This window comes from Actinoplanes xinjiangensis (assembly GCF_003148685.1).
Classification (GTDB): Bacteria; Actinomycetota; Actinomycetes; order Mycobacteriales; family Micromonosporaceae; genus Actinoplanes; species Actinoplanes xinjiangensis.
The window spans coordinates 134824-157462 of sequence record NZ_QGGR01000007.1 but is presented as its reverse complement, the minus strand read 5'-3'; the positions used below and the strand labels follow the sequence as shown (position 1 = coordinate 157462).

20 protein-coding genes are annotated in these 22639 nt (G+C 71.4%); 16 read left to right on the top strand and 4 right to left on the bottom strand.

Going from position 1 to position 22639, the window contains the following annotated elements; genetic code table 11:
- Positions 1–73 precede the first annotated feature (73 nt).
- Positions 74–1075, top strand: a complete 1002-nt coding sequence (locus BC793_RS17700) for a LacI family DNA-binding transcriptional regulator (protein ID WP_109593646.1) — start codon at positions 74–76, stop codon at positions 1073–1075.
- Positions 1076–1448: 373 nt separating this feature from the next.
- Here the strand turns inward: BC793_RS17700 and BC793_RS17695 are convergent, their stop codons facing one another.
- The 4 genes from BC793_RS17695 to BC793_RS17675 all read right to left on the bottom strand — a co-directional run bounded on the left by BC793_RS17695 (position 1449) and on the right by BC793_RS17675 (position 6824).
- Complete coding sequence (locus BC793_RS17695) at positions 1449–2102, bottom strand: hypothetical protein (protein WP_109593645.1); 654 nt, start codon at positions 2100–2102, stop codon at positions 1449–1451.
- 699 nt (positions 2103–2801) lie between these two features.
- On the bottom strand, positions 2802–3479 hold the full coding sequence (locus tag BC793_RS17685) for an enhanced serine sensitivity protein SseB C-terminal domain-containing protein (protein WP_109593643.1): 678 nt from the start codon (positions 3477–3479) through the stop codon (positions 2802–2804).
- Between the two features lie 113 nt (positions 3480–3592).
- Complete coding sequence (locus BC793_RS17680) at positions 3593–5674, bottom strand: serine/threonine protein kinase (RefSeq protein WP_109593642.1); 2082 nt, start codon at positions 5672–5674, stop codon at positions 3593–3595.
- A gap of 205 nt (positions 5675–5879) precedes the next feature.
- On the bottom strand, positions 5880–6824 hold the full coding sequence (locus BC793_RS17675) for a saccharopine dehydrogenase family protein (protein ID WP_109594001.1): 945 nt from the start codon (positions 6822–6824) through the stop codon (positions 5880–5882).
- Between the two features lie 71 nt (positions 6825–6895).
- On the opposite strand from BC793_RS17675, the gene BC793_RS17670 reads away from it, so the two are divergent.
- The 15 genes from BC793_RS17670 (at position 6896) to BC793_RS17600 (ending at position 22636) form a co-directional block, all read left to right on the top strand.
- On the top strand, positions 6896–7870 hold the full coding sequence (locus tag BC793_RS17670; RefSeq protein WP_109593641.1) for a GlxA family transcriptional regulator: 975 nt from the start codon (positions 6896–6898) through the stop codon (positions 7868–7870).
- A gap of 250 nt (positions 7871–8120) precedes the next feature.
- The gene (locus BC793_RS17665; protein WP_109593640.1) at positions 8121–9014 is read left to right on the top strand and encodes a sulfotransferase domain-containing protein; all 894 of its coding nucleotides are present in this window, start codon (positions 8121–8123) and stop codon (positions 9012–9014) included.
- 396 nt (positions 9015–9410) lie between these two features.
- Positions 9411–10229, top strand: a complete 819-nt coding sequence (locus tag BC793_RS17660; RefSeq protein ID WP_109593639.1) for a transglutaminase-like domain-containing protein — start codon at positions 9411–9413, stop codon at positions 10227–10229.
- Between the two features lie 247 nt (positions 10230–10476).
- On the top strand, positions 10477–11934 hold the full coding sequence (locus BC793_RS17655; RefSeq protein ID WP_158319291.1) for an FAD/NAD(P)-binding protein: 1458 nt from the start codon (positions 10477–10479) through the stop codon (positions 11932–11934).
- The gene (locus BC793_RS17650) at positions 11931–13160 is read left to right on the top strand and encodes an ATP-grasp domain-containing protein (RefSeq protein ID WP_109593637.1); all 1230 of its coding nucleotides are present in this window, start codon (positions 11931–11933) and stop codon (positions 13158–13160) included. The genes BC793_RS17655 and BC793_RS17650 overlap by 4 nt, the downstream gene beginning before the upstream one ends.
- Positions 13157–14080, top strand: a complete 924-nt coding sequence (locus BC793_RS17645) for an EamA family transporter (RefSeq protein ID WP_109593636.1) — start codon at positions 13157–13159, stop codon at positions 14078–14080. The genes BC793_RS17650 and BC793_RS17645 overlap by 4 nt, the downstream gene beginning before the upstream one ends.
- On the top strand, positions 14080–14913 hold the full coding sequence (locus tag BC793_RS17640; RefSeq protein ID WP_109593635.1) for a class II fructose-bisphosphate aldolase: 834 nt from the start codon (positions 14080–14082) through the stop codon (positions 14911–14913). The genes BC793_RS17645 and BC793_RS17640 overlap by 1 nt, the downstream gene beginning before the upstream one ends.
- Positions 14910–15719, top strand: a complete 810-nt coding sequence (locus BC793_RS17635; RefSeq protein WP_109593634.1) for an HAD-IA family hydrolase — start codon at positions 14910–14912, stop codon at positions 15717–15719. The genes BC793_RS17640 and BC793_RS17635 overlap by 4 nt, the downstream gene beginning before the upstream one ends.
- 17 nt (positions 15720–15736) lie before the next feature.
- A complete protein-coding gene (locus BC793_RS17630) occupies positions 15737–16702 on the top strand; it encodes a pyridoxal-phosphate dependent enzyme (protein ID WP_109593633.1) in 966 nt (321 codons plus the stop codon).
- Positions 16695–17843, top strand: a complete 1149-nt coding sequence (locus tag BC793_RS17625) for a hypothetical protein (RefSeq protein ID WP_109593632.1) — start codon at positions 16695–16697, stop codon at positions 17841–17843. The genes BC793_RS17630 and BC793_RS17625 overlap by 8 nt, the downstream gene beginning before the upstream one ends.
- Before the next feature lie 104 nt (positions 17844–17947).
- Positions 17948–18919, top strand: a complete 972-nt coding sequence (locus tag BC793_RS17620; protein ID WP_109593631.1) for a chlorinating enzyme — start codon at positions 17948–17950, stop codon at positions 18917–18919.
- Entirely contained in the window at positions 18916–19200 is a 285-nt protein-coding gene (locus BC793_RS17615) for an acyl carrier protein (protein WP_109593630.1), read from the top strand. The genes BC793_RS17620 and BC793_RS17615 overlap by 4 nt, the downstream gene beginning before the upstream one ends.
- 4 nt (positions 19201–19204) lie before the next feature.
- Entirely contained in the window at positions 19205–19960 is a 756-nt protein-coding gene (locus tag BC793_RS17610) for a thioesterase II family protein (protein WP_109593629.1), read from the top strand.
- Positions 19953–21524: an amino acid adenylation domain-containing protein gene (locus tag BC793_RS17605; RefSeq protein ID WP_109593628.1), complete on the top strand. Its 1572-nt coding sequence runs from the start codon at positions 19953–19955 to the stop codon at positions 21522–21524. Before BC793_RS17610 ends, BC793_RS17605 begins: the two co-directional genes overlap by 8 nt.
- Positions 21521–22636, top strand: a complete 1116-nt coding sequence (locus BC793_RS17600) for an acyl-CoA dehydrogenase family protein (RefSeq protein ID WP_109593627.1) — start codon at positions 21521–21523, stop codon at positions 22634–22636. Before BC793_RS17605 ends, BC793_RS17600 begins: the two co-directional genes overlap by 4 nt.
- Positions 22637–22639 lie beyond the last annotated feature (3 nt).

Below are 22639 nucleotides of genomic sequence, written 5' to 3'. Positions count from 1 at the left end.
GCCGCTGAGCTAGTCTGACCTGACGGTCAGCGGGCCGAAAAGGTTTTCACGTACGTCATGCGGGAGATAATTCTTGTCAAGGGCCACTCTGCGCGACGTCGCCAAACTCGCCGGCGTCTCGGTCGCGACCGCCTCCAAAGCGCTCAACGGCCAGCCGCAGGTCCGCGCCGAGACCCGCGAACGCGTCGTCCGCGCCGCCGAACAGCTCTCCTTCTCCCCGAACACGCTCGCCCAGGGTCTCATCACCCAGCGCAGCGGCACCGTCGGGCTGCTGACGTCCGACCTGGAGGGACGGTTCTCCATCCCGATCCTGATGGGCGCCGAGGACGCGTTCGGCTCCGATCAGACCTCGGTGTTCCTCTGCGACGCGCGCGGCGACACCATCCGGGAGAAACATCATCTCCGGGCGCTGCTGTCCCGCCGGGTCGACGGGTTGATAGTGGTCGGTGCCCGTCCCGACACCCGCACGTCCCTCGGCGACCTGCCGGTGCCGGTCGTGTATGCGTACGCGCCGTCCGACGACCCGGCCGACCTGTCCCTGATCACCGACAACACCGGCGGCGGCCGCACCGCCGTCGACCATCTGATCCGCTGTGGACGGCGCCGCATCGCCCACATCACCGGCGATCCCAGCTACAGCGCCGCACAGGACCGTGCCCGCGGAGCCGTCGACCGCCTCACCGAAGAGGGCCTGACCCTGGCCGGCGGCGAAGTCTGGTTCGGCATGTGGTCGGAGGCGTGGGGCCGCGGCGCGACCCGCATGCTCCTCGACCGCTGCCCCGACGTCGACGCCATCTTCGCCGGCTCCGACGAGATCGCCCGCGGTGTCCTCGACGTCCTCCACGAGGAACGCATCGACGTACCGTCCCGGGTCGCCGTCATCGGTTTCGACAACTGGAGCGTCCTGGCCGTCAACTCCCGGCCGCCGCTGACCACCATCGACCTCAACCTGGAACATCTCGGCCGGATAGCGGCGCAGCGTCTGTCCGCCGCCATGGAGGGCACGCCCACCTCCGGGGTCGAGACCTTCCCGGTACGCCTGATCACCCGCGAGTCCACCGCGCCGCTGCGCTGAGCAGTCAGCGCAGGCCTTGGCGGCGCCGTCAGCACGGACCCACCGCTGGACAGCAAGCCCGACCCGCCCGGCTGGCTCCCACCGCTGTCTCACGTGCCTTTTGGCAGCGGCCACAACCAGCCAGACCCGACCGGTTGGTGAGGATCCGCTGGTAGGCGGAACTGACGATGGTGGGTCGTCGGCGGTGAACTCGGTCGCGGCGAGGTGCTGCGGCCTGGTGTCGGTGGTGGCCAGGTCAACCCGCTCACGGTCGATGCGGGTGAGTTTCGTCTGCGGCAGGGTGATCTGCTCGCGCAGCCGCCCCGCGGTCGCCGCTGTGGTGGTGCATAGAGGGCTGGGCGGGCCGCCTGGCCCGCCCAGCCCCGTGCCCACGTCAGGCGCAGGGGCCGAACGCGGTGTTCAACTCGACGCCGGCACCGCTGGTGCCATCGAGACCGATGGCATCGCCGACCGCCAAACCATCCGTCGAGGTCAGGGACAGACCGACCCGGAAGGACAGATCGATCTCGGTCGAGCAGGCCGACCGGGGGTCGAAGCGGCTTCCGCCGCCCTGGTAGAACGGGCCGGTAGCGCCGGCCGAGTGGCCGGTCCGCTGGCCGTACCAGTCTGTTCCGTCGAATGAGCTCTCGAAGTAGCGGCCGGCCTTCGTCCCAGCCGCGGTGGTGAGCCATCCACTCATCAGGTACTGGGCCGGCTTCAGCTCGGCCGGCTGGTCGAGCTGGAGGCGCACTCGCAGCTCGCATTCGGTGGCAACACTCCGCTGGCCGACGGCGGTGTACGCGCTGAGCAGTAGAGACGCGTCCCCGCCAGTCTGTGCCTGGACGTCGAGCCAGTTGTCGCCCAGGTGAATGGCGGGCTGGCTACATCCGTCACCCGCCGTCGACAGCAGCTCGGCCGAGACGACCAGGGGCACGTCCAAGCTTGGATCCGCGAGAGCCGGCGTGCTGGTCCCCGCGACAACGGCTGTCGCGGCCATTGTGGAGAGGAGCGCGGCACTAAGCCTGTTGATCAACATGTAATGGACCATAATCGATCAATGCCACCACGTTGGCACGCCGCCTGATCGAGGCCGCGGTCACCGGTGGGCTGCCGTGCCGGTCGGTTGCCGGCGACGAAGCCTACGGCCCGCACCGCTGCCACAAGTCCGCTCAACGGCCTTTCGGAGACGGATCCATAAGCGGCCTTGTGGGATTTTGCGGCACACCGTTGCGGAACTTCGCAGCACCTGATTCGGAGGTTCTCTACAGACGTTCGGCCGGGGTCTAGCGGGCGCATGGGCGACGATGGCGGCGCACAATCCGTGATCGTGAAGGCTGGCCTTTGCTATCGCCCTGCTGGGGTCGCACGATCAGGTGTTCGTGAGCGTCCGTCATCGCCATCACGACGGCCCCGTCACACGATCGCGTTGCGTGTGATGGCGTTGTCGCTCGGGCGGGCGCGGGTCGGTTCGGCAGGCTGTTCGGTCCCGTCCCGCAGCCCGTTGAAAGCGGGCCACGCTGTCGGCGCCGGCATGCCCAGGCCCCGGGCGCGCGGGCGGTTCCCGTATCCGCCGACCCCAGCCCGGGAGTGACTCGGACGATCAAGACAAAACCGCAGTTCACAGCCACGGTGGTACGGCGGTGAACAAGCTTGCTCGCGTACGACTTGTGGCATTGCGGCACGCCGTCATCGCGGAACTTCACGTGGCCGGGGTCGCCCGTCGAGGAGCACCGCGTTCGGCGGCGGGTCAGTGGCGGGCGTAGAAGGGGGCGGTCCGGGTCAGCATCCAGTTCGCCGTCGAGGACTGCTCGTCCAGCAGGACTATCTCGATGTCGTGGGCGATCGGAGTCAGGCGGGCGGCCTGTTCGACGGCGGCTCGCACCTCTCGCGGCCACGTGGGGACGTGACGGTCGGGGCGGATGCCGATCATCAGGGTTTCCGGGCCGTCGTCTATGCGGCGCAGCGCCCGGCGCGCCTCCAGGACTCCGGGGACCGCCTGGAAACCGCCGGCCAGGGCCTGCAGCAGGTGGTACGGCTCGGGGTGCGGGACGCCGAGCAGGACACGGGCATCGGCGGGAGTGTGATGGTCACGGATGCGGGCGATGCTCTCGGCGGTCACCGGCAGGCTGGAGGCGGAACCGGGGTTCACGGCGAAACCCAGGTCGACGGGGAGGCGTTCGGCCAACTGGCGGCCGGTCAGGCGGATCTGCCGGCGGTTTCCGGCTCCGGCTCGGGCCAGTTGTTCGGCGGAGGTGTAGACGGTCACGTACGGATGGCCGCCGATCGTGGTCAACGGCAGTGGGCCGCCGGCCGGCAGCGGAACCCAGACGGGCTGGTCGGCGAGGGCGCTCAGCAGCGCCTCGGGTGGAGACTGGCCCCGCCGGACGTGCAGGAGCGTGGTTTCCAGAGTGTTCGTGGGAAACATGGTCGACTCCGTCCTGTCGGCATCCCCACCAGGAGGTACGCGGCACAGGACCGGAGGGTTCACGTTTTCAGATGGCGCCGTGAAGCATGTTCCGGCCGGCGGACGCCACCGGGTCAGAAGTTGTCGATCCTGGTCAGGGTGGTGACCTCGCCGTCGGTGGTGGCGACCGCTACCAGGCCACCTTCCTTCCCGGCGAGCCACTTGGTGAACTTCGACGCGGAGATGGCTTTGCCGTCGCCGGCGCGCACCGCGACGATGCCGTCCCAGTTGCCGGGGGTCTGCCACGACGTCAGCTTCGGCGCGGACCGGACCGGGATCGTCACCTTCGTGTGGCTCTCGACGATCTGGAACGGGTCGCTGCACCTGATGTCGTCCGGGTCGATCTTGAACTGCCTGCAGTACTCCGCACTGTCCATCAGGAGAATCGGCTGGGCCACCGCGGAATGCGCGACCGGATCGTACGAGTAGAGCTCCACCACCGATTGGCTGGAGCCGGTCGTCGGGTCGGTGAAGTGCGCCGGCCGGCCCACGACCGGCGACCGGAGATCGACGTTCGCGAAGGCCACGGTGGCGTCCTCCTCGCTCGCCTCGTTGAGCGCGCCGAGCACGACGCGGCCCGCGACCAGCTGCGGGTCGGTGACCGGCATGCTCAGAACGGGCGTGCCGTCGACCGTCACCTGGGCGGTGCCGTTGCGCACGGTGATGCCGGCCCGGTGGGTCTGCCCGACCTGGAACGCGCTCACGGCGACCCGCTGCTCCGAGTTGAAGCCGTTCCCCGCGCTCTCGTCGATCCCCAGCCGGACCTCGTTCTCGCAGAACGACGCTACGTAACCGCGCTGGTCGACCGACCGGAACCAGATCACCGCGCAGGCGCCCTCGGTGACGATGCCGACGTCGACCGCGATCGCCTGGTCGCCGGCGAACGAGTCCTGCGGCCCCTTGCACCGATGGAGGGTGGACATGTGGGTCGTGGCCAGCATCCGCCGGTCGAAGGTGCACCACCCGGCGGCGCTGTCGGAGACCCGGTCCGCCTTCCACAGGCCGCGCCGGTCGAGCTGGTCGGCGATCCGCGGCCCTTGGATCCGCGGCTCGCCCGGGACGGCTTCCGTCGACGGGAGTGCGGCCGACGCCACGGCATCCGACGGCGACGTGCCGGGCGCGAACGACGCCAGCGCCTCATCCAGCCGGTGACGCGACAGGGCGAAGCCGACGCCGGCACACACGACGGTCGCCACCGCGGCCACGGCCACCAGGCGCCTCACCCGCCGACGAACGGGAGCGGCCGATTCGCGTACGACGGAAGGCCGCACCCGGCCGGTGTGCTGTGCCGCCTCGGCGGCCTTGAGCAGCTCCGGCCGGTGGGCGAGCGCTCCCCCGGTCTCCGCCTCCAGCAGCAGGTCGAGCAGCTGATAGGCGGTCGGCCGCTCGCCCGGATCCTTGGCCAGCGTGCGGCCCACCAGGTCACGCAACGGCCCGTCGAGCCCGGTCAGGTCGGGTGGCTGGGTCAGGATGCGAGCCGCCGTGGCGGCCGGCGAATCCGCCCGGAACGGGGTACGCCCGGTCGCCGCGTAGGCCACCACCACACCCCACGCGAACACGTCCGCCGCCGGGCCCACCGTACGATCGGCGTCGTTGTCGAACCGCTCCGGCGCCATGTACGCCACCGTGCCGACCATCTGGTCGGTCCTGGTGTGCCGGCTGGTCACCTCGAGCGCCCGCGCGATCCCGAAGTCGATCACCTTGGGTGTGCCCAGCGAGAACAGCACGTTCTGCGGCTTCAGGTCCCGGTGGATGACCCCCACGCCGTGGATCGCCGCCAGCGCCGTGGCCACCCCGACCGCCACACTGTGCAGGGTGCCGCCGTCCAGCGGCCCCCGCTCCCGGATCACCTCGGAGAGGCTCGGCCCGTCGACGTACTCGACCACCAGATACGGCGTCTGGTGATCCGGGTCGGCGTCGAGCACCGCCGCCGTACAGAAGCCGGGCACCTCACGGGCCCGGTTGACCTCGCTGCGGAACCGCCCCCGGAACTCGGTGTCCCAGGCGTGCTCGGCCCGCAACATCTTGACCGCCACCAGCCGGCCGTCCGGCGACCGTCCGAGAAAGACGGTGCCCATACCGCCTTCGCCGAGACGACCGAGCAGCTCATACTGACCGAGCCACCGTGGATCGTTCGGCATCATGGGATGGGTCACACGGGGCAGGATAGCGGCCCCCCACGCACCGCCCGCTCCCGATGCTCACGGCCGGTCCAGGTGGTAAGCCGTGGCGAACCAGCACCTCCTCCGTGCCGCGCCGCCCGTCCGGACCATCCACCGTGGAGTGCCCGCCGTAAACACCCGGTGGACCGCCAGGACCCGAACCTGTTCGGGCGGACGGACGAGACGCCGGGCCGGCCGGTCATCGGGATTCCCTGACCTCCAGCGTGTCCGGGCCGAGCGCGGCCAGGAAGCCGGCCGGGTCGAAACGGGCACCGAGGGTGGCGACGCCGGTGATCGCGCCCTCACCGGCGAGGATGCGGACGGCCGCCTCGACGACCAGGGGCGCGGTGATCGCGTAGATGTCCCGGCCGCTCGCCGTCACCCGGCGCTCCTGATCACCGGAGCGGGCCACCACCTCGACCAGGAAGGTCTGCGCGGACCGGCCCGCCCCGTCCGTCGCGACCGGCTCCGGGGCGTCCGGGGAGCGCAGGTCGGCGACGGCGTTCGCGGTCATGAACGAGTGGATCACCGGGGTGGCGATGTGCGTCGGGATGGTGGCGCTGTCCGCGGTCACGAACTCGCCGACGACCGCGCGGCGGCCGATCGGGGCGGGGAACTCCCACTCGGCGCGGGGCGCCTCGCCGTCACGGATCCGCAGGCGGTGGTCGACGAAGGCGATCCGGTTGCCGTCGCGGCGCGATGCCGAGACCTTGCCGGTACGGCGGGTGCCGCTCGTGGGATGCCAGCTGCTCAGGGCGTACGCGATGGTCAGCTCGTCGACTGACGGGAACCGTGCGGTGGCCGCGGCGGCCAGCAGGTCGCCGAGGCCGCCGAAGAAGGCGGCCGCCGGCACGATCGGGATGCCGGCGCCGGCGAAGGCGGTGAGGGTGTCGCCGACCACCTCGACCTCGGCGGTGACGTCCAGGTAGGGGATCCCGGCCCGGATCGCCGCCTCGATCGCCGGCCCGGCCGTCGTGTGGAACGGCCCGGCACAGTTGATCACCGCGTCGGCGTCGCGGAGGGCTTGGCCGAGATCAGTGCCGCGGCCGCACGGGATCGGGGTGAGGCCGCGGCGCTCCAGTTCGGCGACGACGAAACGGCCGGTGTGCCCGGCGGCCCCGAGGACCGCGATGCGCTTGTTCATGTCGTCCATCCTGTGGTTCCGCGTTCCGGCGGGACAGTGTCCGCAGTGACACACCCCGTACAGTTTCGGACATGCATCGCGTCGCCCTGCCGGTCAGCGACGGCACCCCGCTCTATGAGCTGGCCGCCGCGTGTGAGGTCTTCGGCGCCGACCGGGGGCTCGCCGATCGGTGGTATGAGCTGGTCATCTGCGGCGAGGACGGTGCGGCGGTCGGAGGCTGGCTGACCGCCGGGATCCGGTACGGGCTGGACGCGCTCGCGACCGCCGACACCGTGATCGTCACGTCCTGCCGTGACCCCGAGGAACCGCCGGCGCCGGCCCTGGTCGAGGCCGTTCGCGCCGCGCACGCGCGGGGGGCCCGGGTGGCGTCGCTGTGCACGGGCGCGTTCACGCTGGCCGAGGCCGGGCTGCTGGACGGGCGGCGGGCGACCACCCACTGGGCGCACACCGATCTGCTGCAGGCCCGCTATCCGTCGGTGACCGTCGACCCGGGTGTGCTCTACATCGACGACGGTGACGTGCTGACCTCCGCCGGGAAGGCCGCCGGCATGGACCTGTGCCTGCACCTGGTGCGTCTGGATCACGGTACGGCGGTGGCGAACGCGCTGGCCCGTACCCTCGTGGTGCCCCCGCACCGGCCGGGCGGGCAGGCCCAGTTCATCCCGGCGGCGGTCGGGCACGGGCGCAACCCCGTCCTGAGCGGCGTGATGGCGTGGGCGCTGGCCCGGCTCGGCGAGCCGCTGTCGGTGCGCGATCTGGCCCGCGAGGCGGGTATGAGCTCCCGCAATCTGGCCCGGCACTTCCATGCCGTCACCGGCGGCAGCCCGCTGCGCTGGCTGCACGACCAGCGGGTCCGGCGTGCGCAGGAGCTGTTGGAGCTGTCCGACCTGAGCATCGAGCAGATCGCCACCAGAACGGGCATGGGTACGGCCACCACGCTGCGGCGCCACTTCAGTCAGCAGCTGGGTGTGCCGCCGGAGACATACCGCCGGACCTTTCGGGCACCCGGACCGGTGTTGACACCGCCGCAACAGGTCAAGCTGTGAGTTCATTCAGGTTCCGGCTGGACGTGACGGACCGGGCTGTCGATCGTTTGTGCAGGTGAGAAGCGCTTGCGCTGGACCCGGCGACGATCTGGCACAGCGCCCTCCCAGCGATCTCACAGTCCGGGGATCGTGACCGAGGCGAGACACTCTCGTAACGGAGTCAATGTTCTTGTAAAGTGCCCCCCAAACGCACGACGGCGTGCGCGACGTCGGCGTGCCGTTCCGCCTGGCAAGGAATTGGACTTTGACGATGCTCAATCGCACCGTGATGTTCGCGAAACAGCACACGCCCGATTCCGTGCGCGTGCTCGCGCGCCGCGCCCTGCTCGAGGCACACAACGCGAAACTCCGGGTGACCGTGCCGGTCGAGGACCGGAGCCCATTCGTCAACGTCTACCACTGCGCGGTTCGCAAGACCGCCAGCCAGTGGGTGAAATCGGTGTTCAGCGACCCGATCGTCTACCGCCGTTCCGGGCTGGTCACCTACGACCCCCGCTACTACGGCTGGAAGGACCCGCGGGTGTGCCCGCCGCAGCGGATCGGGCTCTCGCTGTACTTTCCGTACAAGCGTTACCTGAAAATGCCGAAACCGGCGGAGCACCGAACCTTCTTCATCTACCGCGACCCGCGTGACCTGCTGGTCTCCAGCTACTTCTCGACCCGGGACTCGCACACGCCGATGGGTGACGTGCTGGAGGTCCGGTCCGCCCTGCGGGAGCGGTCGCCGAAGGACGGAATGCTCTACCTGATCGAGCATCTCACCCGCAAAGGCATGTTCAACGCGGTCCGGTCGTGGGTCGAGGCGCCGCCCTCGGAGACGATCCGGCTGGTCCGCTACGAGGACCTCACCGGTGAGCGGCAGTTCGCCGAGATGGACGCGCTGATGCGGCATTGTGGAATCGCCATCCCGCCGGAGGAACTCACCACCCTGCTCGACAAGTACAGCTTCTCGCGGATGAACGAACGCAAGAAGGCCGGCGAGATCTCGCACTATCGCAAGGGTAAGTCCGGCGACTGGCGCAACCACTTCGACGACGACATCGAGCAGGCCTTCCGCAACGCCACCGGAAATCTGCTGGACATCCTCGGCTATGCGGAGCCGGCGACCGCGCGCACCCGGTCCACGGGCCCGTCGACCAGGTAGGAGCGGGCCCTTCCCGCCGCCCGCACCGGCTCTCAGGTTCCGGCACGGCTGTCTCGGAGCTCCGCGAGGCGGCCGATTCATCCGCGGATGAGGAGGCCGGGTCTTCGCCGAAGCCACTAAAGTGAACGCTCGGTGAACCTGACGCTCACGCAGCGTGCCCGGAGGGTTATGGCGGGGGCTTGGACCGCCGGAGGTTCCAGGAGCGGAGGGAGCTCGACATGGCCAAGAAGTCGAAGAAGTCGAAGAAGGACAAGAAGTCCAAGAAGGACAAGAAGAAGTGACCGTGCGGGGCCGCCGGGAGCACCGGCGGCCCCGCACGGCTCCACGGAGGCGGCCCACCCGCACGCGCCTCCGGCGGGCCGGAAAATGTCGGACCCGGCCCCTACGATGCGAGGCATGACGGCGACGATCGATTACACGGCAGGCGGGCCCCTGACCGACCTCTCCACGATCAGCTCCGGCGCGTTCGTCGATCTTCCGGAGGATCCGGTCGCCATCTGCCGGCTCGTGCACAAGCTGGTCATCCAGCCACATGACGCCGAGCGCGTCGAGTTGCCACCGGGCCGCTTCGGGGAAAACCAGATCCGGCCCGCCGCCCGCCTGGTCGGCACGCTCCTCACCCTCGACCCGTCCCCGCTGACCGTGCCACGGCCACCCGAGCGCCGGGTGATCGGCACCTGCCGGCACTTCGCCGTCCTGGCCTGCGCCCTGCTGCGCCACCGCGGCATCGCGGCCCGCGCCCGCTGCGGGTTCGCCACCTACTTCCAGCCCGGCCTCGGCCTCGATCACTGGGTGGTCGAGTTCTCGTCCGACGGGTCGTGGGTCCGGGCCGACCCCGAGGCGATGGGCCTGCCCGTTCTGCCCACTCCCGAGGCGCTCGTCCCGGGGCAGTTCCTGACCGGCGGCGAGGCGTGGGCCGAGTTCCGGGCCGGTCGCCTCGACCCGGCGAAGTTCGGGGTGCGGGGCACCGAGAATTTCGGGCCGGCCGAGATCCGCGGCAACGCCATCCGTGACCTGGCCTCCCTCAACCGCGTCGAGACCCTCCCCTGGGACGAGTGGGGCCGTATGGAGGCCTCCTACCAGGGCCGGACCGGCGCCGACTACGACGCCCTGCTCGACACCGTGGCCTCGGTGTGCGCCGCCGGCGGTCCGGCCGAGGTGGCCGCCCTCTACGAGTCCGAGGAGTTGCGGGTGCCATCCGCCCTGATCGCCTGACCCGCGCCGATCAGCGAGCACGGCCGGGGGCACCGCCGCGCGGACGCCGGGCGTTCGCTCGGTCAGTCCCCCTTGCCGTCCAGGGAGGCGAGCCGGCGTAAGAGGAGGTCTCGGCCGCTTTCCAGGGCGCGCGCGGCCCTGAGGACTCGGCAAGGACGCGACAAGGACGACCCCCGCGAGAGTCATGGCAGCAACGGCGGCGCCCGGTGGGCGCCGCACCGCCATGACGACACGGGAGCAGCGGCCAGTGAGACTGTCATCGACCACGCCCGGCGAGCAGGTGGTGATCATCGGCTGTGGGATGACCGGTGTGAGCGCCTACCTCCAGCTGGTCCGGCACGGCGGCGTCCGCGGTGTCACGCTGGTCGATCCGCACGAGCCGGGTTTCGGGCCGGCGTTCGGTTCGGCGCACGTGCATGCCCTGTGCAACACGCCCGCCGGCGACACCTCGCTGCTGCCCGACCAGCCCGACGACCTGTGTGACTACCTGCGCGGCCGGGGCTGGCCGCACGACCGTGCCGCGTTCGTGCCGCGCTTCCAGGCCGCCCAGTACGCCAGGACCCGGTTCCTGGAACACCGTCGGATGGCACAGGCGCGCGGCATCACCACCCGGCACGTGCGGGAGCGGGCGCTGCGGGTGGCGGTCGGCCCGGACGGCGGCTATCTGGTCCATCTGGCCTCCGGTGGCACGCTGCCCGCGTCGGAGGTGCTGGTCTGTGTCGGCCTCGGCGAGCCGATCGTCCCGATGCTGATGACCCCGTACGTGGGGCATCCGACGTTCGTGCCCACCCCGTACCCGGCGGCGTCGATGTTGCGGGCGGTGGAACCGGGCGGAGACGTGCTGGTGCTGGGCAGCCGGTTGTCGGCGATCGAGACGGCGCTGGTGCTGATCGATTCGGGGCGGCGGGTGGTGATCAGTTCACCGTCCGGCGAGCTGCCGGCGGTGCGGACGCGGCTGGCCCGGACCGGTCCCGCGGCGCTGCTGGCGGCGCAGTTGGGCGGGCTCCCCGGGGACCTGCCGGATGCGGCGATGGATCGTGAGGCGGCCCGCCTGCTGATCCGGGCGATCCGGCGGGTCAAGCCGCTGGCGTTGCGGCGGCAGATCGTCGGTGACGGCGATCCGCATGATCGGCTGCGGCGGGAGACGGCTCTGGCGGAGGCCGACGACGCACCGTGGCAGGACGTGGTGGCCGGGGTGATCGACGGGCTGAACGAGTGGCTGCCGCTGGCCGGCCCGGACCGGGCCGCGGCGTTCATGAAACGGCACCGGTCGCTGATCGGCCGGTACGTGTCGGCGATCCCGCTGGACAGCGCGCGGCGGCTGCTGGATGCGATCGACCGGGGGCGCCTGCGGGTGCGCACGTATCCGGCGGGCATCGAACCGACCGTGGCCGGCGGCTGGACGGCGACGTGGGAGGACTCGTCCCGGCACTTCGACGCGGTCGTGGCGGCGGCCGGCAACCACCGGCTGACACTGCACGTGGACGGGGATGCGCTGCACCTGGACGGCACGTCGGTCGCCGGGCCCCTGCGGCCGGCGGAGGACCTGCGGGTGATGATCCGGCCGCCGGTGCGGGAGCGGATCTGGCTGGTGGGGCCGACGACGCATGCCCGCAACCCGATCACGAACTATCTGCATGCCGCCGCCGGGCAGGCCGGCACGGTTTTCGTCAACTTCCTCGACCAGGTCGGAGCACCGGTGTGATCGCCCTCGTGAATCCCGTGTCCAGCGGCGCCGAACTGGCCCGCGCCTTCCACGAGCGGGGAACCGCCTGTGTCCATGTGTACAGTCCCGGCGTGCCGGTCGGGGCGCGCCCGGCGGGGGTACCGGTGATCTCCTACTCGGACGTCGCGGTGGTCGAGCGGGAACTCCGCGCGCTGGGCGTGTCGGCTGTGGTCGCGGCCAGCGAGTTCGGTGTGCTGCCGGCCGACGAGCTGGCGCACCGGCTGGGACTGCCGGGCAACGCCTATGCGTTGTCGGAGGCGCGCCGCGACAAGTCGCTGATGATGGAGCAGCTGCGGCAGCGGGGCCTGCGGGCGACCCGGACCGCGATCGTACGGACCGAGCAGGAGCTGGAGCAGGCGCTGGCCGGCTTCCCGTTTCCGCTGGTGGTGAAGCCGCGGGACAGCGCCGGCAGTGACGGCTGCCGGGTGTGTTCCGGCCCGGAGCAGGCGCGGGCGGCGTTCGCCCAGGTGATCCACGAGCGCAACCTGATGGGGCGCACCAACGACGCGGTGCTGGTACAGGAGTATCTCGACGGTCCGCAGTTCATCGTCAACACGGTCAGCGCCGGCGGCCGGCACACACTCGGCGAGCTGTACTCGGCGCGCATCGACCGTCAGGCCGGCGGGGCGCCGGTGTTCCGGCACATGACCTCGGTGCGGACGCTGGACGGGCCGGACAAGGAGCTGGTCGGGTACGTCTTCGACTGCCTCGACGCGCTCGGGGTGTCCGAGGGTGCCGCGCACACCGAGGTACGCCGGACTCCGGACGGCCCGTGCCTGGTGGAGGTGAACGCGCGGGTGATGGGCCCGTGCCTGGCGCCGGACGCCTATTTCGCCGCGTTCGGCTACTCCCACCAGCATCTGGTGGTGGAGAGCCTGGTGGATCCGGCCGTGTTCGCGCTGCGCGACGCCTCCGGGTACGGCCCGGACCGGCATGTGGCGAAGGTGTTCCTGCGGGCGCACCGGGAGGGGGTGGTCCGCGCGGTGCCGGGGCTGGATCTGCTGCGGCGCCTGCCGGGGTTCCACAGTGTGGCGCGGCTGGCCGAGATCGGCCGGCCCGTCCCGGACCGGCTGTTGACCACCGGCGCGTCCGGCATCGCGTTCTTCGTGCACGAGGACCCGGCGACGATCGAGAACGCGCTGCGGGTGCTGCACGAGCTGGAGGACGCCGGGCAGTTCTACGAGCTGGAACCGGTGGACGGATGAACGCGCCACTGGTTCTGATCGGCGTGGCCGTGATGTTGCAGGCCGGTAGCAGCGGTTTTCTGTCCGGTCGGCTGGACGGCTCGCAGAGCCTGCTGTTCTCGACCATCGCCTTCGCCCTGGCCACGCTGGTCTTCACGGTGATCGACCGGGCGCGCCGCGGCCGCGGGCGGGGCCCCGGGGTGTTACGGGCTCACGGGCGGCTGATGGTGGCGGCGAACGTGCTGACCGCCGTCACCTTCATCGGCTTCTATCTGAGTCTGGTGTACGTTCCGGCCGCGCTGGCGGTGTCGATCGAGACGGCGATCGGGCCGCTGGTGATCGCCGTGGCGGCGGGGCGGGCGGCGCGGACCGGTGACCATCTGGTCGGCTGGGCTCTGATCGCCTGTTCCGGCGCTCTGGCCTGGCGGTTGTCCGGCGACGCGGCGGGCGCGATCCCGGTGGGGACGCTGGCCACCGGTGTCGGCCTGGCGTTGCTGGCGGGCGTCGGCGCGGCGGGGCTGGCCCTGCTCTCGAAACGGCTGGGCGGGCTGGCGGTGGATCCGGTGACGGTGACGGCCAACCGGTTCCATCTGACCTATCTGTCGGCGCTGGTGCTGCTGGCGCTGGATCCGCCGGCAGTCGAGCAGGTCGGCTCCCTGGTGCCGCTGCTGGTGCTGGTGGGTGTGGTGGCCGTGGTGGTGCCGCTCTACCTGCTCCAGGTCGGCCTCCAGCGTGCCGAGCCGTTGAGCGCGATGACGCTGATCACGACGATGCCGGGCCTGACCTATCTGGCCCAGGTGCTGTTCGGCGCCGCTTTCGACCCGTGGGCGCTGGCGCTGACCGTGGTGATCACCGTGATCGCCGTCGGGTACGCCCGGGTGCCGCGCCGGGTCGCGCCGGTGCCGGCCGCCGCCGGGCCGTCGGCGAAGGGACGGGACTGATGACGTCGGGTCACACTCTGGGGGCGCTGCTGCGGCGAGCCCGGGCCGGGGGATACGCGGTCCCGGCGTTCAACGTGGTGGACGAGGCGACGATGGCGGCGGTGCTGGACACGGCGGCCGCGATGGGATCGCCGGTGGTGGTGCAGACCTCGGCCCGTACCGCCGCGTTCTGGGGCGCGACCGCGCTGCGGGCCGTGTTCGAGGCCCGCCGGGCCTCGTCGGGGGTGGCCGCGGTGCTGCACCTGGACCACTGTGCGGATGCCGGCCAGGTGCTCGACTGTGTGCGGGCGGGCTGGGAGTCGGCGCTGTTCGACGCGTCGGACCGGCCGTTCGTGGAGGCGGTGGCGGCGACCCGGCGGGTGGTCGTGGAGGCCGCCCGGTACGGCGCGGAGATCGAGGGCGAGTTCGAGCGGATCGCGGCGATCGGCGAGGCGCCGCCGTCGGGTGCCACGTCGTCGTTCGAGCGGTCTCGAGAGTTCGTGTCGGCGACGGGAGTGGCCTGCCTGAGCCCGGATCTGGGAACCCGGCACGGCTGTTACGACGCGGACCCGCAGATCCGCCTGGAGCTGGCGCGGCGGCTGGCCGCGAGCGTGCCGGTGGTGCTGCACGGCGGCAGTGGGCTGTCGGCGCCCGCGCTGGCGGGCGCGGTCGCCGCCGGGGTGTCGAAAATCAACTTCTCGTCGGCGGTGAAGTCCGAGTACCTGGCGACGGTCCGGGATGTCGCCGGGTCGGCCGGTGAGCCGCTGGACCTGCCGCGGGCACTGCGGGCCCGGGTCGGTGCGGTCTGCGGCACGTACATCCGCCGCTCGGGCAGCCAGGGGAGGCAGGCATGACCCGCGCGCTGATCTTCGACTGCGACGGTGTGATCGTCGATCTGGAGACGGTCCGGCATCGGCGGGCGTTCAACCAGATGTGGCGTGAGCACGGCGTCGGCTGGCAGTGGAGCGAGCAGCAGTACGCCCGTGCGCTGGCGATCTCCGGTGGCCGGGAACGGCTGGCGGCACTGCGCGACGATCCGGCGTTCCGGGCCGTCTACGAGGTGCCGTCGGATCCACGGGTGTGGGCCGCCACGGTCGCCGGATGGCACGCCCGCAAGACGGAGATCTACGCCGCCCTGGTGCGTACCGGCGTGACGGCCCGTTCCGGGGTGCGGCGCCTGGCCGCCGAAGCCCTGGCCGCCGGATGGCAGGTGGGGGTGGCGTCCGCCGGCGCCCGCACCTCGGTACTGGCCGTGTTGCGGTGTGCCGTCGGCCCGGACATGACAGCCGCCCTGTCGCTGGTCACCGGCGAGGACGTGAGCGCCAAGAAACCGGCGCCGGAGGTCTACGAACTGGCGGCACGACGGATGGGCGTCAACCCGGCGGACTGTGTCGTGGTCGAGGACACCCGCAACGGCATGCGCGCCGCGGTGGCCGCCGGGATGACCTGTGTGATCACCCCGACCTGGTTGACGTTCCACGACGACTTCGACGCGGCGGCCCTGGTCGTGACCGGTCTCGGGGACCCCGGCGGCCCGCCCGAGGTGGTGATCGGTGGCCGTTGCTGGCCCGGCGCTCGCCCGTACCTGAGCCTCGACGACCTCGCGGCCCTCACCGGCGCCGGTTCCGGATTCCGGTTGCCCGAGACCGTGGGCCGCTAGCGGTGAGGAGAGACGTCATGATCCGCGATTCGGTCGTCGACTGCGTCGGCGCTACTCCCCTGGTTCGGCTCGCCCGCCTGTTCCCCGGCCCCGGCGTCGAGGTGATCGCCAAACTGGAGGCGCTCAATCCGAGCGGCAACGGCACGGACCGGGCCGCGCGGCACATCATCGAGCAGGGCCTGCGTGACGGGGTGTTCACCGCGGACACCCATCTGGTGGAGAGTGTCTGCGGGGATACCGGCGCCGGCCTGGCGATGGTGGCCCGGATCTGCGGGCTGCCGCTGACGGCCGTGGTGGACACCACCGTCCCGGCCGCCGACGTGGCGATCATGCGGCTGCTGGGCGCCACGGTGGACACGGTCGCGGCCGGCGACGATCCGGCGGTGACCGCCCGCCGCCGCGTCGAACGGGTGCAGGAGATCCTGCGCGCCGATCCGCGCAGCCGGTGGATCAATCAGACGGCGAACGCGCTCAACGCGGACGCCCACTTCCGGACCACGGCGCGGGAGATCGCCGACGCGGTCGGCGGCCGGCTCGACGTGCTGGTCGCCGCGGTACGCACCGGCGGCACCCTCATCGGAGCGGCCCGCCGGCTGCGCGCGGAGTTCCCGTCGCTGGCCGTGGTCGCGGTGGACATGGTCGGCTCGACGCTGTTCGGCGGCCCGCCGGGAGTCAACCGGTGGCGTACGGCGGGCTGCGGTCCCCGGCCGGAACTGCTGGAGCCGGCCGAGATCGACCGGGTCGTGCACGTCACCGAGGCGCAGACGATCGCCGGTTGCCGCCGGCTGCTGCAGACCGAGGCGATCCTGGCCGGCCCGGCCTCCGGTGCCGTGGTCGCGGCCCTGGACCGGATCCTGCCGCTGCTCCCCCGCCCGGTACGGGTGGCCGCTGTGCTGCCGGACCGGGGCGACCGTCACCTGCACGACATCTTCGCGCCCGCCGGGCCGGAGACGCGCCGACCGGAAGGCAGAGCCCGTGACTGACAAGAACCCGGCAGACCAGCCCCTGATCATGGTCATCGGCAACGGCGACCTGTCGGCCCGGCTGCTGACCATGCTGCTGGCCGGCGAGCGGACGTCCCGTGTGGTGCTCGCCGGCCGGGACGCCGCCGCGCTGCGCCTGCGCGCCAACCTGGCCCGGTTCACCGCCGCCAACCTGGGTGTGGTGGCCGGTGTCGACACGGCCGAGGTGGACCTGACCGACGTGGCCCGGACCGCCGCGACGCTGGCGTCGATCCGGCCCGACATCATCTTCATGGGCGCCTCCCTGCAGTCCTGGCGGGTGATCACCGGATTGCCGGCCGACGTCTTCGCCGCACTCGACGAGGCGCAGCTGGGTCCCTGGCTGCCCATGCACCTGACGCTGAACCACCTGCTGATGCAGGCGGTCCGCGAGTCCGGGATCACCGCGACGACGGTGAACGCGGCCTTCCCGGACGCCGTCGGCCCGGTGCTGAAGGCCGTCGGCCTGGCGCCCGACCTCGGCATCGGCAACGTCGCCAACATCGTCCCGGCGCTGACCTTCGCGGCCGCGGCGCAGGCCGGGCTGTCGCCGGCCGACGTGCGGGTCCGGCTCGTGGCGCAGCACTACTTCAGCCACTTCGTGCCCCGTTTCGGGACGGGCCGGCCGGACACCTACCGGCTCTCGGCGACGACCGTCGACGGGGACCGTCCGGTGGCGGTCGAGGCCGACGAGCTGTTCGCGATGCTCACCGGCCAGCTGAAACGGCTCGGCGGGGTGGAGGGCCAGTTGCTGACCGCCTCGTCGGCGATGAGTGTGCTGGCGGCCGTCGCCGGTGACACCGGACGGCTGGTGCACGCCCCCGCGCCCGGCGGCCTGCCCGGTGGTTATCCGGTCCGGGTCGGCGCGCGCGGCGTCGAGCTGGACCTTCCGGCCGGTGTGACGGTGGCGGAGGCGATCGGTGTCAACGAGGCGGGGCTGCTGGCCGACGGCATCGAGCACATCGACGCCACCACCGGGACGGTGACGTTCGCCGAGCCGGAGATGGCGATCATGCAACGGATGCTCGGCTACCACTGCCGCACGATGAAGCTGTCCGAGGCCGCCGACCACGCCGCCGAACTGGGCGCCCGCTACCGCGAGTTCGCGAGTCGCCATGCCTGACACCGGCCGCCGCACGCCGCGGCGTACCCGCGCCCCTCCGGCCCACCTCGCTGTTCCTTCTCGGCCGGCTTTCCGACGGACATCGACCATGAGGCGGTAGTGACGTGACGACGCAGCAACAGCAGACCCGGTTCTCCCTCACGAGCAGCGAACTGGAGTTGTTCCACAAGCAGGGCTACATCGGCCCGTTCGACCTGTACGACGCGGACGAGATGCAGCGTGACCTCCAGGCCCTGCGTCCCAAGCTGATCGACACCAGGTCCGCCATCTACAGCGGTGGCAAGGCGGTCTCGGGTGTCACCAACCTGGCCAACTACGACCGGCACCTCGACGTCGACTTCCTGGCCGAGCACATCACCCGGCCGGAGATCGTCGACCGGGTGTCCAGCATCCTCGGTCCGGACACCCTGTGCTGGCGCACCGAGTTCTTCCCGAAGTACCCGGGCGACGAGGGCACCGACTGGCACCAGGCCGACAACTTCTCCAACGTCGCCGGTTCCAAGCACCCGCAGATCGTCTGGCCCGAGGACGCCGACTTCGGCGGCACCATCACCGTGTGGACGGCGTTCACCCCGGCCACCGAGGACATGGGCTGCCTGCAGTTCATTCCCGGCTCGCACAAGACGATGAACTACGACGAGTCGAAGACGATGACCTACGACGCCGACTCGGTCAACCAGGTGGAGAAGGACGGCGTACGCCGCGGATTCTTCGGCTACGACTACCGCCAGCTGCAGAAGGACCCGAACTGGAGCCCGGACGAGTCGAAGGCCGTGTCGCAGGTGATGCGGCAGGGACAGTTCATCATCTTCTGGTCGACGCTGATGCACGCGTCGCACCCGCACGCCGGCCTCACCGACCAGATGCGGCTCGGGTTCGCGGCCCGCTACCTGCCGACGTCGGTACGGGTGTACCCGTACTCGGACTCGCTGGAGGAGTTCGGCGGCGGAGCGAGCCTGGAGAAGTTCGGCAACGTGCTGGTCTCCGGCACCGACACCTACCAGCACAACCGGTTCGTCGACCGGACCGTCAACGGCTTCCGGTTCCCGACGCGTGACGGGGAGGCGCAGCGATGACCGACCAGGTGACCAGGCCCGATCTGGCAGCGATCCAGGAATGGCTGCTCGGCACGTGCCGGGACCTCGGCCTACGGGCCACCGGGCCCGACGACGACTTCTTCGAGACCGGCGGCACCTCGCTGACCGCGATCAAACTGATCGCCAAGGCCGAGGAGCGGTACGGCGACGGCGCGCTGCCGCCCGACGACCTGTTCACCCAGAGCAGCATGCACGGCATCGCGGCGTCGATCGGCCGCAACGCGACCGTCACCGGAACACCGGGCGAATCCCGGGCGTGATCGCGTGACCGTCACGGACAGGTGGGTCCTGCGGCTACGCGGGGCGGAGACGTCCCCGCGCGTACGGCTGATCTGCATTCCGTACGCCGGGGGCAGTCCCGAAGCGTTCCGGGCCTGGTCATCCGGCCTGGCCCCGGACGTGGAGCTGCTCGCGGTCCAGTTGCCGGGGCGCGGCGCGCGGCTGCGGCATCCGTTGTACGAGGACTGGAAGCCGCTGCTGGACGACACGTTCGCCGCGCTGGAGCCCTACCTCCGGGAGCCGCACGCCTTCTACGGTCACAGTTTCGGCGGCCGGCTGGCGTACGAGCTGACCCACCTGGCCGAGACGCGCTTTCCGGACCGTACCCGGCGATTGTTCGTCGGGGGTTGCCGCAGCCCGGACGTCCCGCAGCAGACGCCGCTGCTGCACACCCGGACGGATGCGGACTTCCGGGCCGCGCTGGAGCAGATGGGCGGCAGCCCGGCCGAGGTGCTGCGCAACGACCTGCTGATGGCGATGCTGCTGCCGACGATCCGCGGCGAGATCCGGCTCGCCGAGATGTGGCAGGACTGGCATCCCGGCGGGGTGCTCGCCCCGATCACGGCCGTCTACGGGCGCGACGACCCGATCGACAGCCACCGCGAGATGCGCCACTGGCCCCGGTTCAGCCGTGGCCGCGGCGAGGTCGTCGAACTGGCCGGCGGGCATTTCTTCATGACGAGCCACGGCCCGGAGCTCGTGCACATCATCAACACCCGGTTGGAGGAAGACGATGGATAGGTTGCACGCCGGCGACGCGGCACGCGAGGCGCATCGGCGGATCAACCGGACGACGGCGCCGTACCCGGCGGACCAGAGCGTGCCGGCTCTGTTCGCCCGGCAGGTGGCCCGGTCGCCGGAGTCCACGGCGGTGGTGCACGGGCGGGACCGCCTGACCTATCGCGAGCTCGACCGGGCGGCCAACGTGGTGGCCGCCCGGCTGGCCGCGCACGGGACCCGGCCCGGCGACCCGGTCGGAGTGTGTGTGCGCCGGTCGACCGACCTGGTCGTGGCACTGCTGGCGGTGCTCAAGTGCGGCGCCCACTACGTTCCGTTCGAGGCGTCCTGGCCGGACGGGCGGTTGACCGGCCTGTTCGAGCAGGCCGGGGTCGGCGTGCTGCTGACCGATCGGGTCGAGGAGCTGACCGGCCGGTTCCCCCCGGCGAAAGTCGTCGCGGTCGCTACGGCGCCCGGCGACGACGCCCCCGACCCCGGGATCGGGATCGATCCCGGCGCCCTGGCCTACGTCAACTTCACCTCCGGGTCGACCGGCCGTCCCAAGGGTGTGCCGATCGCGCACCGGGGCGTCACCCGGCTGGTGTTCGGGGCCCGGTACGCCGACCTCGACTCCGGGGCGGTGGTGCTGCACATGGCACCGGTGACGTTCGACGCGGCGACGTTCGAGATCTGGGGGCCGCTGCTGCACGGCGGGGTCTGCGTGCTCTACCCGTCGGAGCGTCTGCGCTGCTCGGAGCTGCGCACGGTGCTGGCCGGGCACGGCGTGACGGTGGTGTTCCTGACCACCGCGCTGTTCAACACGATCCTCGACGAGGCGCCGGACACGCTGGACAGTGTGCGTACCGTCCTGACCGGCGGGGAGGCCCACTCGCTGCGGCACATCGGCGCGGCCCTGGCCCGGTACGGCCCCGGCCGGCTGGTCAGCGTCTACGGCCCGACCGAGTGCACGACCTTCGCGACGTTCCACCCGGTCGACGCACTCGGCCCCGGGGAGGAGTCGCTGCCCATCGGGCTGCCCATTCAGAACACCCGGGTGTACGTGGTCGACGGTGACGAACTGTGTGCCCCGGGCCGGGCCGGGGAGATCCTGCTCGCCGGGCCGGGACTGTCGCCGGGATATCTGGCGGCGCCGGAACTCAACCGGGACCGGTTCATCGTCCGTGACGTCGACGGCGTACCCGAGCGGTTGTACCGGACCGGGGACCGGGGTGCGCTGCGCGAGGACGGTGTGCTGATGTTCCACGGCCGGGTCGACGACCAGGTGAAGATCAACGGCTACCGGATCGAACTGGGTGAGATCTCCTACCACCTGGGCCGGCACCGTGACGTGCGGCAGAACTACGTGACGGTGGTGGAGACCGCGGCGGGTGAGAAGTCGCTGGCGGCGTTCGTCGTGGCCGAGGGGCCGCAGTGCACGCCGGCCGGGCTGCGCGACTATCTGAGCGAGCTGCTGCCCGGCTACATGGTGCCCGGCCAGATCCGGTTCTGTGCGGAGCTGCCCCTGTCGCCGACCGGCAAGGTGGACCGGCGGGCGCTGCTCGCCACGGCCGGGGCGCAGTCGCGGTGAGCGCCCCGACCGCCGTGGACGTCCGGGCGCGGATCCGGGAGGTGCTGGCGCGCGACGTGCTGCCGTACGCCGGGCAGTGGGAACGACAACGGCACATCAGCGCCACTGGCTGGCGGGACATGGGCCGCGCCGGGCTGTTCAGCCATCCGCACACCGGCCCCGGTTTCCTCGACAGCGCGGTGCTGCTGGAGGAACTCGGGAACACCGGCTACGCCGGGATCCGCGCGGCCGTCGGGGTGCACGCCTACATGGCGGCCTCCTATCTGGAGATGTTCGGTTCGCCGGAGCAGCGGGCGGCGTACCGGCCGGGCATGCTGGCCGGCACGACGGTTGCGGCGCTGGCCATCAGTGAGGACGCGGCCGGCTCGGACCTGCGCCGGCTGAGCACCGTCGCCACCCCGGACGGCACCGGCGGCTACCGGGTCACCGGCGTCAAACGTCACGTCGCGAACGGGTCCCGGGCGGGCCTGTTCGTGGTGCTGGCCCGGATCGGTGAACCGGTCGCCGGCAGCGGCCTGACCGGTGCGGCGCTGTTGCTGGTCGACGCCGGCCTGCCCGGGGTGACCCGGGAACCGGAGCCGATGATCGGCTGGCACGCGGCCGACGTGTGCCGGATCGGTCTCACCGATGTCCCGGTGGCCGGGAACCGGCTGATCGGCCGGCCGGAGCGCACCCTGCTCTACCTGATGCAGGCGCTGAACATGGAACGGATGGTCGCCGGGCTGCTCGCGGTCGGCGGGGTGATGCACTGCGTCGATCTCGTCGACCGGTTCGCCCGCTCGCACCAGATCAAGGACGCGCCGTTGAGCGCCAACCAGAGTGTGCGCCATCGCATCGCCGACCTTCGCGCCCAGCTGGACCTGGTCCGGCAGTACGGGTATCACGCCGCCCGATCACACAGCCGGGGTGAACTGGACGTCCGGACCGCGTCGGTGCTGAAGTTGCAGGCCACCGAGCTGGCCGTCAGCGCCGCGCAGACGTGCGTGCAGTTTCACGGGGCGCGGGGATACCGGGAGGACTCGGCGGCGGCCCGGCTCTACCGCGATGCGATGGCCGGGACGATCGCCGCCGGGGCCAGTGAGCTGATGCGTGAAATGATCTTCGAGGGATGACCG

Bases quoted from the DNA above. Each gene is read 5' to 3' on its own strand.
- BC793_RS17665 (WP_109593640.1), top strand. From the start codon at position 8,121: ATGCTCAATCGCACCGTGATGTTCGCGAAACAGCACACGCCCGATTCC.
- BC793_RS17675 (WP_109594001.1), bottom strand. From the start codon at position 6,824: ATGAACAAGCGCATCGCGGTCCTCGGGGCCGCCGGGCACACCGGCCGT.
- BC793_RS17670 (WP_109593641.1), top strand. From the start codon at position 6,896: ATGCATCGCGTCGCCCTGCCGGTCAGCGACGGCACCCCGCTCTATGAG.
- BC793_RS17605 (WP_109593628.1), top strand. From the start codon at position 19,953: ATGGATAGGTTGCACGCCGGCGACGCGGCACGCGAGGCGCATCGGCGG.
- BC793_RS17630 (WP_109593633.1), top strand. From the start codon at position 15,737: ATGATCCGCGATTCGGTCGTCGACTGCGTCGGCGCTACTCCCCTGGTT.
- BC793_RS17635 (WP_109593634.1), top strand. From the start codon at position 14,910: ATGACCCGCGCGCTGATCTTCGACTGCGACGGTGTGATCGTCGATCTG.
- BC793_RS17695 (WP_109593645.1), bottom strand. From the start codon at position 2,102: ATGGTCCATTACATGTTGATCAACAGGCTTAGTGCCGCGCTCCTCTCC.
- BC793_RS17685 (WP_109593643.1), bottom strand. From the start codon at position 3,479: ATGTTTCCCACGAACACTCTGGAAACCACGCTCCTGCACGTCCGGCGG.
- BC793_RS17660 (WP_109593639.1), top strand. From the start codon at position 9,411: ATGACGGCGACGATCGATTACACGGCAGGCGGGCCCCTGACCGACCTC.
- BC793_RS17640 (WP_109593635.1), top strand. From the start codon at position 14,080: ATGACGTCGGGTCACACTCTGGGGGCGCTGCTGCGGCGAGCCCGGGCC.
- BC793_RS17645 (WP_109593636.1), top strand. From the start codon at position 13,157: ATGAACGCGCCACTGGTTCTGATCGGCGTGGCCGTGATGTTGCAGGCC.
- BC793_RS17615 (WP_109593630.1), top strand. From the start codon at position 18,916: ATGACCGACCAGGTGACCAGGCCCGATCTGGCAGCGATCCAGGAATGG.